7 protein-coding genes are annotated in these 12,277 nt (G+C 70.2%); 5 read left to right on the top strand and 2 right to left on the bottom strand.

Features of this window, described 5'->3' with window-relative positions; translation table 11 throughout:
- Positions 1-188 precede the first annotated feature (188 nt).
- Positions 189-1,079: a calcium-binding protein gene (locus tag LWF15_RS37315; protein WP_232809213.1), complete on the bottom strand. Its 891-nt coding sequence runs from the start codon at positions 1,077-1,079 to the stop codon at positions 189-191.
- Positions 1,080-1,189: 110 nt separating this feature from the next.
- Entirely contained in the window at positions 1,190-2,527 is a 1,338-nt protein-coding gene (locus LWF15_RS05235; RefSeq protein ID WP_232809212.1) for a UDP-glucose dehydrogenase family protein, read from the bottom strand.
- Between the two features lie 228 nt (positions 2,528-2,755).
- On the opposite strand from LWF15_RS05235, the gene LWF15_RS05230 reads away from it, so the two are divergent.
- The 5 genes from LWF15_RS05230 to LWF15_RS05210 all read left to right on the top strand — a co-directional run bounded on the left by LWF15_RS05230 (position 2,756) and on the right by LWF15_RS05210 (position 11,810).
- On the top strand, positions 2,756-4,762 hold the full coding sequence (locus tag LWF15_RS05230) for an anthranilate synthase family protein (protein ID WP_232809211.1): 2,007 nt from the start codon (positions 2,756-2,758) through the stop codon (positions 4,760-4,762).
- An 88-nt stretch (positions 4,763-4,850) separates the two neighbouring features.
- Entirely contained in the window at positions 4,851-5,837 is a 987-nt protein-coding gene (locus LWF15_RS05225) for an LLM class F420-dependent oxidoreductase (RefSeq protein ID WP_232809210.1), read from the top strand.
- Positions 5,838-5,900: 63 nt separating this feature from the next.
- Positions 5,901-7,064 carry an acyl-CoA dehydrogenase family protein gene (locus LWF15_RS05220; protein WP_232809209.1) on the top strand — a complete coding sequence of 388 codons (1,164 nt, stop codon included), beginning with the start codon at positions 5,901-5,903 and terminating at the stop codon, positions 7,062-7,064.
- A 1,880-nt stretch (positions 7,065-8,944) separates the two neighbouring features.
- Positions 8,945-10,519, top strand: a complete 1,575-nt coding sequence (locus tag LWF15_RS05215; protein ID WP_232809208.1) for an LCP family protein — start codon at positions 8,945-8,947, stop codon at positions 10,517-10,519.
- Between the two features lie 214 nt (positions 10,520-10,733).
- Positions 10,734-11,810 carry a glycosyltransferase family 2 protein gene (locus tag LWF15_RS05210; protein WP_232809207.1) on the top strand — a complete coding sequence of 359 codons (1,077 nt, stop codon included), beginning with the start codon at positions 10,734-10,736 and terminating at the stop codon, positions 11,808-11,810.
- The last annotated feature ends 467 nt before the right edge of the window (positions 11,811-12,277 follow it).

The raw sequence follows: 12,277 nt of genomic DNA, 5'->3' as shown, positions 1-12,277 counted from the left end.
CGGACGTGGGGGCCGGCCGCGCCTGGCTCGGCCCGGCCACGCTGCAGAGCTGTCCACGTCTGACAGGCGCGGAGGCTGGCCGGCCCTGGCCCGGCCCGGCTGCAGAGCTGCCCACCGTCTGATCCCCACAGGGCCCGCCGAACCCGGTTCCCCGCTACCGGCCAGAACGCCCAGCCACCGGCCGGTATTCAGCTCTGCCGGATCACGTCCCGACCCGGACCGCCGATCAGCTTGTCCTTGCCCGGGCCACCGAACAGCCGGTCGTTGCCGCTGTTGCCCCGCACAACGTCGGCCCCGGCCCCGCCGTAGAGCGTGTCGTTGCCCTTGTCGCCCTGGATGACGTCGGCCCCGGCCCCACCCCGGATCACGTCGTTCCCGGTCCAGCCGACCAGCTCCTGCGACCCGGCGCCGCCGTAGAGCGTGTCGTGCCCCTTGCCCCCGGTCGCGAAGGCCTTGCGGCCCAGCGCATGCACCGTGTCGTTGCCCTCGCCCGCATCGACCGTGGAGCCCGCGCGGGTGGTGATCGAGTCGTTGCCCCACTCGCCCCAGACCGAGCTGCCGTCGAAGGTGTTCGTCTGGTTCGTCATGAACGTGTCGTTGCCGGCACCCAGCGAGAACCCGTTGTAGATGTCCGCGCCCGCAAGGTTCGCGAACCGCACCACGTCGTTCTGGTCACCCAGATTCATCACCAGCGAGGGGTAAGGCCCGGTCTCGGTCGCCTCGAAGTTGTCGATCGTGCAGACCACGTGGGTGAGGGAGGCTGCGTCGGGGTGCGAGCAGCCATAGCCGGGCTTGATCTCCACGTCGTCGAAGATCGTGTAGCGGAACCGGGTCTTGTCGTCGGCATTCTCCAGCGTCACCGTGACCACGTTGCGCTGCCCCTCCACCGACTCGTAGATGACCTGGGAGTCCAGGCCGTCGGTGTCCGAGTGCGCCACGTAGACCGTGGCGGGCCCGACCTCAGCCGGGGCAGCCGGGGCAGCGGTGGCATTACCCGGGGTGAGGAAGGCGGCACCGGTTCCCGCGGCCAGCACGGCAGCGCCCGCGAGAGCTGAATACCGGATTCGACGCGCAACCACGGGTGCCTCCTGAGGGCAAAGGTACGAATTGCCCCAAACAATGCCAGACAAACCCAGAAGGGGTGGGCACGCCGAGACGCGCCCACCCCTTCTGCGAGAACGACTGTGACCTACACCCGCGGGCGGCCCAGCGCACGGTACGTCCAGCCCGCCTCCCGCCAGCGCTGCGGGTCGAGCGCGTTGCGGCCGTCGAGCACGTTGTGGGCCCGCACGATGCCGGCCAGCTGGGCCGGGTCGATCGCCTTGTACTGCTTCCACTCGGTCAGCAGCAGCACCACGTCGGCCCCGTCGCAGGCCACCTCCACCTTGTCCTCGTAGTGCAGGTCGGGCCAGGCGCGGCGGGCGTTCTCGAGCGCGGCCGGGTCGGTGACCACGACCTCCGCGCCCTGCAGCCGGATCTGCGCGGCCACGTTCAGGGCCGGCGAGTCGCGGATGTCGTCGCTCTCGGGCTTGAACGCGGCGCCCAGCACGGCGACCTTGCGGCCCAGGAACGAACCCTGCAGCACCTCGCGGGCCAGGTCGACCATGCGGGTGCGGCGGCGCATGTTGATCGCGTCCACCTCGCGCAGGAAGGTCAGGGCCTGGTCGGCCCCCAGCTCACCGGCGCGGGCCATGAACGCCCGGATGTCCTTGGGCAGGCAGCCGCCGCCGAAGCCGAGACCGGCGCCGAGGAACTTCGGCCCGATCCGCTCGTCGTGGCCGATCGCCGCGGCCAGCGCGGACACGTCGGCCCCGGCCGCCTCGCAGACCTCGGCCATCGCGTTGATGAACGAGATCTTGGTGGCCAGGAACGCGTTGGCGGCCGCCTTGACCAGCTCGGCGGTGGCGTAGTCGGAGGCCAGCACCGGGATCGTGCCGGTGGCGATCGGGTTGGCGTACACCTCGTCGAGCAGGGCGCGGGCCTTCGCCGCCTCTTCCGGCTCGGGCGGCAGGCCGTAGACGATCCGGTCGGGGCGCTGCGTGTCCTGCACCGCGTGGCCCTCGCGCAGGAACTCCGGGTTCCAGGCCAGCATCGCGCCGGGCACCGCCGCACTGATCATCGCGGCCAGCCGGGCCGCGGTGCCGACCGGCACGGTGGACTTGCCCACCACCAGGTCGCCGGGCCGCAGGTGGGGCAGCAGGGCCCGGACCGCCGAGTCGACGTACGTGGTGTCGGCCGCGAACTCACCGGCCCGCTGCGGGGTGCCCACGCAGATGAAGTGCACCGTGGGCTGCCCGGTGTCGTGGGCCAGCACGTTCACGTCGGTGGTGAAGGAGAGCCGGCCGGAGTCCATCGCCCGCCGCAACAGCTCGGGCAGCCCCGGCTCGAAGAACGGGGCCTTGGCCTGGGTGAGGTCGGCGATCTTGCGTTCGTCGACGTCGACACCGATGACCTCGTGGCCGAAGTCGGCCATGCACGCCGCGTGCACGGCGCCGAGGTAACCGCACCCCATCACTGATAAGCGCATGAAAGGGAGACTATCGGTGTCGATGAAACGGGCACCTGTCGAACGGGGTGCGATACGGTGTACGTATGAGAATCAGCCGCACCTTCTGGTGGCCCGCCTGACCGGCGGCCCACTCTCGCGCTGAACGATTCTCATTCGTTTCTCATCGCGGCCGCCTCGTCGAGGCGGCCGTCGGCATTTCTGCCGGGACCGAACCGGCGGGCGCCGCCCGACCGAACAGGGCGTCCGATGCCTCTTCACCAGCAACAACAGCTCACCCACGAGTCCCCGGCGAACGATCTGCGGGCCCGGCTGGAGGCCGCCCCGGCCTTCGCGGTGCTGCACCGCCCGAGCCTGGACGGCGAAAACCCGCCCAGGGCCGAAGTGCTCATCGGTGAGGCGACGGAAGTCACCGAGATGCGTGACCTCCCACAGCCCGACGGGGCCGACCGGCCGGTGCTCGCCGCCATCGGGTTCCGGCAGATCGCCGAGCGCGGCTTCGAGGTGGTCGACGACGGCACGCCGATCCTGGCCCTGAAGGTGTCCGAACGGATCACCGTCGACCTGGCCGAACTCCTGAACCTGCTGCCCTCCGGCCCGGAAACCTTCGTGGAGAACGGGTACGACGTGGACGACGTCACCTACGAGCGGATCGTCCGGGACGTCCTGGAGCAGGAGATCGCGGCCGGCGAGGGATCCAACTTCGTCATCCACCGATGCCTCGAAGGCCGCATCGACACCGAACGGGAGCCTCGCGCCCGAGCCGCCCTGGGCGTCCTCAACCGGCTTCTGCGCAGCGAGCGCAACGCCTACTGGACGTTCCTGCTCCACACCCCGTCGACCACTCTGGTCGGGGCCACTCCGGAGCGGCACGTGAGCCTGGAAGCCGGTGTGGTGACGATGAACCCGATCTCCGGCACGTTACGTCACCCGGCGGGCGGTTTCGCCGACGAGGCGGCTCGCGAGCGCGCGCTCGAGGCCTTCCTGGCCGACGAGAAGGAACGCGACGAGCTGGCCATGGTGGTGGACGAGGAGCTCAAGATGATGGCCATGGTCACCGAGAACGGCGGCCGGGTCAGGGGCCCCTTCCTCAAACCGATGGCCCACCTCACGCACACCGAGTACGTGCTGGACGGCCGTACTCAGGCGGATGTCCGGGACATCCTGACGGCCACCATGTTCGCGCCCACGGTCACCGGAAGTCCCATCCGCAACGCGTGTCGCGTGATCGCCCGGCACGAGAAGCGTGGAAGGCGCTACTATGCGGGCATTCTGGCGTTGATCGACGCGGACGACCAGGGTAGGCCCCGGATCGATGCCCCGATCCTGATCCGTACGGCCGAGATCGCCCCCGACGGCAAGGTGCGGGTCCCGGCGGGCACAACGCTCGTGCGCGGCTCGCGGCCCGAGTCCGAACTGGCCGAGACCCGGGCCAAGGCAGCCGGAATCATGGCGGCCCTGCACGGGATCGAGAAGAACCAGAGCAACAACTTGAAGACGTCCGTGGGCCCCGAAGGCGGCCAGGGTCACCGGAGAGGGCGGCTGGGGGAGTTGCTGGAAGGGCGCAACCGTACGCTGGCGCGTTACTGGATGCAGCCTTTCGGTCTCGTCGAGTCGCAGCCGGTGGGTGGCCGGGTGGCCGTGGTCGACGCCGAGGACGACTTCACTGCCATGCTCGGGCACCTGCTGCGGTCGCTGGGGTTCACGGTTCGCCGGCACTCCTGGGAAGAGCTGTCCGGCCCGGTGGGTGACGAACTGAGCGGTACTTCCGATCCGGTCGTGCTGGGCCCCGGCCCGGGCGATCCCCGGGACATCATGGACCGGCGGATCCGCGCGCTGCGCTCGCTCGCCCAGGCCCGGCTGGCCGTCGGGCTGCCCACGGTCGGGATCTGCCTGGGCCACCAGATCCTTTCCCTGAGCCTGGGACTCGCGGTTTCCCGGCTGCCGGTGCCGGACCAGGGCCGGCAGCGGGGGATCGACCTGTTCGGCCGCGCGCACCAGGTCGGCTTCTACAACAGCTTCGCGGTCACCGCCCCGCCGGAGCCGGCCGGGGTGATGCTCGCGCTGGACGAGGAGCAGCGGTTCGTCCATGCCCTCAGGGGCCGCAACGTCGCCGGGTTCCAGTTCCACCCCGAGTCGGTGCTCACCACCGAGGGTGGCCTGATCCTGGCAGCCGAGCTGACGCGACTGTCGCCGGCAGCACCCGCGGCACCTGCGGGAGCCGCGGGCGCGGCCGTGACGGAGGTCCGTCATTGAAGATCTGGACCGAACCGGCACCCCGGTGACCTGAACGAATTCCGTTCAGGCCGGGCCGCCGGCCCGTTGTGGGCCGTAGTGTGACCGTATGCGCTTCGGATTGTTCATCCCGCAGGGCTGGCGGCTCGACCTGGTCGGGGTCGACGTCAGCGACCACTGGCCGACGATGCTCAGGGTGGCCCAGTTCGCCGAGGCGGGCCCCTGGGAGTCGGTCTGGGTCTACGACCACTTCCACACCACCCCGGTGCCCACCTCCGAGGCCACCCACGAGGCCTGGACCCTGATGTCCGCGCTGGCCGCCTCCACCAGCCGGATCCGGCTGGGCCAGATGTGCACCTGCGTGGGCTACCGCAATCCGATGTACCTGGCCAAGGTGGCCGCCACGGTGGACGTGATCTCGGCCGGCCGGCTGGACATGGGCATCGGCGCGGGCTGGTACGAACACGAGTGGAACGCCTACGGTTACGGCTTCCCGGGGGCCGGAGACCGGCTCGGGATGCTGGCCGACGGCGTCGAGATCATGCGCCAGGCCTGGGAGAACGGCGTGGCCACGTTCTCCGGTGAGCACTACCAGGTAGACGGCGCGCTCTGCTACCCCCGGCCGGTGCAGGAGGGCGGTATCCCGTTCTGGGTGGCCGGTGGCGGCGAGAAGAAGACCCTGAAGATCGCCGCGAAATACGCCTCGTACACCAACTACTCCGGTGACGAGGAGACGTTCCTGCACAAGTCCGAGGTGCTCGCCGGGCACTGCCGCGACCTGGGCCGCGACTTCGCCGAGATCACCCGCACCGCCGACTACAACGTGGTGATCGGCCGCGACGAGGCCGAGGTGGCTGACCGGCTGGCCCGCCTGGAGGAGCGCTACCGGCCGTTCATGGCCGCCGAGGCGGTCAGCCGCACGGTCGAGGGCGTGCGCAACGCCGGGCTGGTCGGCACCCCCGAGCAGATCGTGGAGCAGCTGCAGAAGATGCAGGGCCACGGGCTCGACTACTCGATCCTGTACTTCCCCGAGGTCGCAACCGATTTCAGCGGCGTGGAACTGTTCCAGAAAGAGGTCGTCCCGGCACTGTCCTGACGGGTGATTTTCGGCTCCTTCGGAGGGCAGCGCCGAGGGACGGGCGTGATTACCCTCGATGGCATGAGCGACGTGGCTGACTTCCCGTACTTCGCGCTGTCCGACGACCACCGCGAGCTGCAGGTGGCGGTCCGGGAGCTGTGCACCAGCAAGATCGCCCCGCACGCGGCCGAGGCGGATCTGACCAGCGAGTTCCCCCAGGCGTCCTACCAGGCGCTGAAGGCGGGCGACTTCCATGCTCCGCACATCCCGGAGGCCTACCAGGGGGTGGGCGCCGACGCCCTGGCCACCTGCCTGGTGATCGAGGAGATCTCCCGGGTCTGCGCCTCCAGCGCGCTCATCCCGGCGGTGAACAAGCTCGGCACGCTGCCGCTGATGCTCGGCGGCAGCGAGGAGCTGAAGAAGCGGTACCTGACGCCGGTGGCCACCGGGGAGGCGATGTTCTCCTACGGGCTCTCCGAGCGTGAGGCCGGCAGCGACACCGCGAGCATGCGCACCCGGGCGGTGCGCGACGGCGACGACTGGATCCTGAACGGCCAGAAGTCGTGGATCACCAACGCCGGCGAGAGCAAGTACTACACCGTGCTGGCGGTGACCGATCCGGACGGCCGTCGCGGGCGCAACATCGGCGCGTTCGTGGTCGAGACCGGCGACGAGGGCTTCTCCTGGGGAGCCAAGGAGCGCAAGCTCGGCATCAAGGGCAGCCCCACCCGGGAGCTGCACTTCGACAACGTGCGGCTGCCCGGCGACCGGCTGGTCGGCGACCCCTCGGAGGGCCTGCAGCTGGCGCTGCGCACGCTCGACCACACCCGGGTGACGATCGGCGCCCAGGCCGTGGGCATCGCCCAGGGCGCGCTCGACTACGCAGTTGGCTACGTGAAGGAGCGCAAGCAGTTCGGCAAGCACCTGGCCGAGTTCCAGGGCCTGCAGTTCATGCTGGCCGACATGGCGATGGCGGTGGAGTCGGCCCGGCAGATGGTCTACGCGGCGGCCGCCAAGAGTGAGCGCAACGACGCCGACCTGGGCTTCTTCGGAGCGGCAGCCAAGTGCCACGCCTCCGACGTGGCGATGAAGGTGACGGTTGACGCGGTGCAGCTGCTCGGCGGCGCCGGCTATGTGAACGACCACCCGGTGGAGCGGATGATGCGCGACGCCAAGATCACCCAGATCTACGAGGGCACCAACCAGATCCAGCGACTGGTGATGGCGCGGTCGCTGTTGAAGTAAGCCCGCGGGCACCGGGCCGGGCCGACAACGCCCCCGGCCCCGCCCGGTGGCCCGGCCCTGCCCGGTGGCCCTGCCCGGGGGCCTGGCCCGGCCCTGCCCTGCCCTGGTCTGGCCCTGCCCGGCGACCCTGCCCCTGCCTCTGCCCTAGCTCTGGCTCTGCCCTAGCTCTGGGTCGGTCCTAGCTCTGGCTCGGTCCTGCCCTGGCCGAGCCCCGCCCCAGCGCCGCCCCAGCCCGCCCCTGGCCCCGGCGCCTCAGCGTGGGCCTTCGTCAAAGGCCCGTGAATGAACGGCCCGGACACCTCTTCTGAGTCGCCTGGACACCTCTTCCTGCTCGATCCGGAGGGGCAGCCCCGACACTCAGCCCTGGCTGAGTGTCGCCTAGAGCTATCCGTGAAGTCCGGGCCGCTGTCGCTGATGCCATCGATGTCCTTGGCCGAGCGTCTGGGCTCATCCAGTCGGAACGGAGGTTCGAGTAAGGATGGATGCGACGATCCGTAAACTTTCGAGCCCCGGGCTTTATCGTTTTACCGGGAATCATTTTCTTCGTATCCCCTTCCCCGGGCAGGCCTGTGTCTGTGCGTCCGTGGGTGACCGGTGCGAGGTGCTCGCGCTGGCTGGAGAAGCGGGCATGGTGTGAATGCGGGTCGTGGTCGTGTGTGGAAGTGCACGCCGACTGCAGGCATCAGCGCCGGCACCAGACTCAATGGCCGCCCGAGAGGATGTAGCCAGTGGTCGCCTGGGCTCCCCCCGCGCGGATGAAGGCGGTGGCCTCCCGCCCCTCCGCCCGCGCGGTTGCAGTCGGTGGCCTGGTCTCTCGCCTTCCCCGCCCGTGAGGATGTAGCCGGTGGCCGCCGGGGCTCTCGCCTTCCCCGCCCGTGAGGATGTAGCCGGCCGCCGGGGCTCTCGCCTTCCCTGCCCGTGAGGATGTAGCCGGCCGCCGGGCCTCCCGCCTTCCCCGCCCGTGAGGATGTAGCCGGCGGCCGCCTGGGCTCCCGCCTTCCCCGCCCGTGAGGAGGAAGTCGGTGGCCGCCTGGGCACCCGGCCCCCGAGGGTGAAGTAGAAGCGCTCGGCGATGGTCAGGATCGAGGCGGTGGTGCCACCCACCGGGACCCGCGGCGGGGGTGCTCGGGGCCCGGAACTACGGCGTCGGCCCACCACCTCGGGGGCGTAGATCGGCGGCGGGGCATCTGTGCTGGACCGGCCGGTGCCACTGGAGGTACCGACGACGAACCGCTACTTGCTCGGAAACGGGTTTCGGCCTGTCACCTGCTCACGACGGGCTGATGCTCGAGCAACTGCGGAATCGGTCGCCTGGCTCGAACCGGTGACGTCTCGAGCGAGTCTTGCCAAGCCGGAAGGGTGCGCAGTCCGGACCGCCGGCTTTAGGACAGGGTGTCTGTCGTAAGCGTCGTCGGTGCGGCGGCAGCGTCGGTGCAGTAGCGCGAAAGGCCGCCGGGTGGGTGGTACCTCAGCTTCCGGGCAGGAATGTCCCGCCAAAACCGTTACTCCTTGCGCGATAGGGATGAGCCGTGAGTTACCTCTGACATGCCCTGTCCCCGTCCGTCCGTGACGGCTAGGATTGCCCATGTGTGCCCCCGCCCCCCGTCGGGGGCACACACCTTTTGCTGGCCGTTCTCGCCAGACTGCCTACCCGGCAACGGTCGTCCGGCCTATATCGGCAAATCTCTGAGGCCGGAAACGCGACACGGCGGTGTCGGTCCACCGGCTCAGGTGCGCCTCGGGGCAATACTGAGGCAATGTCCGACTCCCGTTCACCGGCCGCTCGGCGTTCTTCGCGCCCCGGACCGGGAACGGGTCATGCACTCAGACGCCACCCGCGGGTCCAGCGGGTGAAGGGTGGGCGCTCCGGCGAGGGCGAAGTGATCACCCTTCCCCGGCGCCCGTCCGGCGGCGGGCCGAAGGGCCCCCGCGGGCCGAGAGGACCGCAGGGCCGCAAAGGGCACCGGCCCGAGCAGCCCGGAGCCGGCGCGCTCAAGGTGCGGCGCTCGATCACCCTGCTCGTGCTCACCCTGCTCGCCCCCGGCTCCGCCCAGGTGCTCACCGGCCGGTCTCCCTCCTCGCGCCGCCCCGAGCCCCTCGGCCGCCTCCGGCTGACCGTCGCCCGGGTCTCGCTGCGCCTGTGGTTCGCCTTCGCCGGCCTGGCCGTGCTCCTGACCCTCCTCGCCCTGGCCGACCGCGACCGGGTCCTGGGCCTGTTCACTCACCAGTGGGTGCTCCGGCCTCTGGCGGTGGTCTTCTTCGTCGGTGCGCTGACCTGGCCGCTGCTGCTGGTCGACGCCTGGCGCATCGGCCAGGCCCCCGAGCTCGGCCGCCGCTCCCGCCGCTGGATCGCCCTGCTCACCGCCGTCCTGATGATCGCCACGTTCGCCGTGCCGCTGGCCCTCGGCCGCCGGGTCTGGGCAGGTGCCGACCTGCTCTCCGGCGTGTTCGGCTCGGGCAAGGACTCGGCCGCGGTCGACGGCCGTTACAACGTTCTCCTGCTCGGCGGCGACACCGGCCCGACCCGCGTCGGCACCCGGCCCGACAGCATCCACCTGGCCAGCATCGACGAGAAGAGCGGCCGGACCGCCCTGTTCAGCCTGCCCCGCAACCTGCAGAACGTGCCCTTCCCGGCCGGCACCCCTGCCGCGGAGGCCCTGCCGCAGGGCTGGAGCTGCGGCGACGACTGCCTGCTGAACGCGATCTACAAGTACGGCAGCGACAACCCGCAGCTCTTCCCCGGGGCGCAGGACCCGGGAGCCGAGGCGATGATGCAGGCCGCCGAGGGAGTCACCGGGCTCAAGGTCAACTACTACGTGATCATCGACCTGCAGGGCTTCGAGGAGCTCATCAATGCGGTCGGCGGAGTGGACATCAACGTCGTCGCCCGCACCCCGATCGGCGGTGGCGGCTCGAAGATCCACGGCTGGATCGAGCCCGGCGAGCAGCACCTCGACGGCTACCACGCCCTCTGGTACGCCCGCTCCCGGGTCACCACGAGCGACTACGACCGGATGGCCCGGCAGCGCTGCGTGATGACGGCCATGGTCAACCAGCTCGACCCGGCCAAGGTGCTGCGCAACTTCCAGGGCATCGCCGCGGCCGGTTCCCAGGTGGTCGCCACCGACGTCCCGGCCGGCCGGCTCCCGGCCTTCCTCGACCTGGCGCAGAAGGCCAAGCGCAACGAGATCGAGAGCGTGCAGTTCGTGCCGCCGGTGATCGTGCCCAAGCACCCCGACTTCGCCGAGATCCGGCGTCAGGTCACCGAGACGATCGACCGGCTCGAGGGCGGGTCCCCGGCGAAGGACCAGGCCCCCTCCACCACGGCCGCACCGGTGAAGAAGCAGGATCCGGAACCGGCCTCGGAGGCGGTCATCTCGCCCGCCCCGGCACCGGAGGCGAAGGAGGCGACATCGTCACCCAGCGCAGCCGTGGATGTGCGCTCCGTCTGCTGAGCGGACCGACTTCTGTTCGGAGGGAAGGGAAGTACGGCTTCCGGAGGTGAAGATCGGGGCGGCGGCCGCCCTTACGTGCATAACTTTGCTGTGACATTCTGTGCCCTCCCGGTACGGAGTTGCCTGATCAGAGGCTTCTGCGGACAAGTCGGCGCAGAACTGGCGCCGATGCGCGCACCAGGCACACCTTCACCCCGGATAGGCTGGCCGAGACATGGACGGCCACCTGCCTGAGGCGCTCGGCGCCCCCTCCCGCATCGATCAGCTGCCGGCTGACGCGCCGGTGAGCATCGTGCTCTGCGTGCTCAACGAGCAGCGTCACCTCGAGCAGGCCGTGCGCCACGCGCTCGACCAGGACCACGCCGGTCAGCTGCAGATGGTGATCGCGCTCGGCCCTTCGAAGGACCACACCGACCAGATCGCCGAGCGCCTGGCCCAGGCCGACTCGCGGATCACGCTGGTGCGCAACCCCGACGCCAAGGGCAGCACCCCGGCAGGCCTGAACGCCGCCATCGCCGAGACCAAGTACCCGGTGGTGGTGCGCATCGACGGCCACTCGATGCTGCCGCGCGACTATGTCCGCGTCGCCGTCGAGACCATGCGGGAGACCGGTGCTGACAACGTCGGCGGCGTGATGGCCGCCGAGGGCGAGACGCCGTTCGAGCAGGCCGTGGCCGCCGCGATGACCAGCCGGCTGGGCGTCGGCAACGCCTCCTTCCACACCGGCGGCGCCGCGGGCGAGGCCGACACGGTCTACCTGGGCGTGTTCCGTCGTTCCGCGCTCGAGCGGGTGGGTGGCTACGACGAGACCTTCCTGCGCGCGCAGGACTGGGAGATGAACCTGCGCATCCGCCGCAGCGGTGGCCGGATCTGGTTCCAGCCCAAGCTGCGGGTCTCCTACCGGCCGCGCTCCACCGTCAAGGCTCTGAGCCGGCAGTACTTCTTCTACGGTCGCTGGCGGCGCGTGGTCATGCGTCGGCACGAGGGCACGGTCAACTTCCGCTACCTGGCTCCGCCGATCGCGCTGGCCGGTGTGGTCGGTGGCCTCGGTCTGGCCGCCGCCGGCGTCAAGGCCGGCGCGGTTCTGCCCGCGGGCTACCTGGTGGCGATCTGCGCGGGGTCGGCGTTCGAGGGCCGGGGGCTGCCCCCGGGCGCCTGGGTTCGGCTGCCCGTGGTCACGGCCACCATGCACCTCAGCTGGGGTGCAGGCTTCCTGCTGAGCCCGAAGAAGCTGGCCGAGCTGCCGAGCCGGATCACCGGCCTGACCATGCCGGACGCCTCCACCTCCTGAGCCGTCTGGCCTGGATGGTTGCCGATTACAGACGTCCGTCCGCCTGCCAGTGTGCGGCGGGCTTGGTGCCAACCAGCGTCCGTAGGAGCTTCTGCCGTAGAGTCATTGCCTTACCGAGCCGCTTTCATGCCGAGAGAGCGACTTTTGCGGACGCCCGCCAGCCCATCGGTGACCCGGCTCCTTGGGTGCCAACCAGCGTCCGTAGGAGTTGGGGGCGTCTGCCGGTCCAGTGGTGGTCTGGCGGCTTGGGTGCCTAGGGGCGTGCGTAGGAGTTTGGGGGCGTCTGTCGGCCCACTGTGGTCTGGCGGCTTGGGTGCCTAGGGGCGTCCGTAGGATTTTGGCGCGTTTGCCAGCCCACTGGTGACCCGGCACCGTGGGTGCCCACAGGCGTCCGTAAGAGCTTTGTGAACGCCTGGCAGCCCTCTGGCGACCGGGAAGCCTTGAGTGCTGACGGGCGTCCGTAAGAG

It is taken from the genome of Kineosporia rhizophila, from assembly GCF_021277265.1.
Lineage (GTDB): Bacteria > Actinomycetota > Actinomycetes > Actinomycetales > Kineosporiaceae > Kineosporia > Kineosporia rhizophila.
This window is presented reverse-complemented; position numbering and strand designations above follow the sequence as displayed.